1 pseudogene is annotated in these 520 nt (G+C 40.2%); it reads right to left on the bottom strand.

The window, feature by feature from the left end:
* Positions 1-520: pseudogene (locus ACYVTD_RS16150) on the bottom strand (hypothetical protein); the annotation flags it as partial.

A 520-nucleotide genomic window follows, 5' to 3' on the forward strand; every position in this document is an offset into this window, starting at 1 on the left:
GTCAAGAAGTTCCGCTTTTAATTTTGAGTCTTTTAAATTCTTAAACAAAGAAGGAACGTCCTTAATGTTAGAAAAAATATCCGCAAAACCGGAAGATAACGACGATTTAAGATGAGCGTAATTTTTATTTGCCGCAAGCTCGTTTATTAACAAAGATGACGCTACGGCGTATTCCGCGTTTTGATTTATCATTTCTGCGGATTTACGCGAATCGTCAGAATCAGAGCGGGAAATACGCAGGAATGTTGTAAAGTAAGAAAACATTTCCGTAAAATATTCGGAATCGGGAGACGTGTTTTTATTGTTAACATAATCGCGGATAGCTGACACTTTGTCGTAGAAATTTTTCTGAGCGCAAAATTCGTTGTAAAGTTTTTCGGTTATGCTTACAGGTCTGTCGCGCACTGTAAAAATATCGGAGTTCTCAGCGCTTACCGCAAAATCAGGGTTTGATTTTAAAATGTCACGCGCTTTTGAACTCCATGTTGACCACTCGCCTGCGGTAAGCAGGGCGGGGGAC

The sequence above is a fragment of the Treponema sp. R6D11 genome (assembly GCF_054786075.1).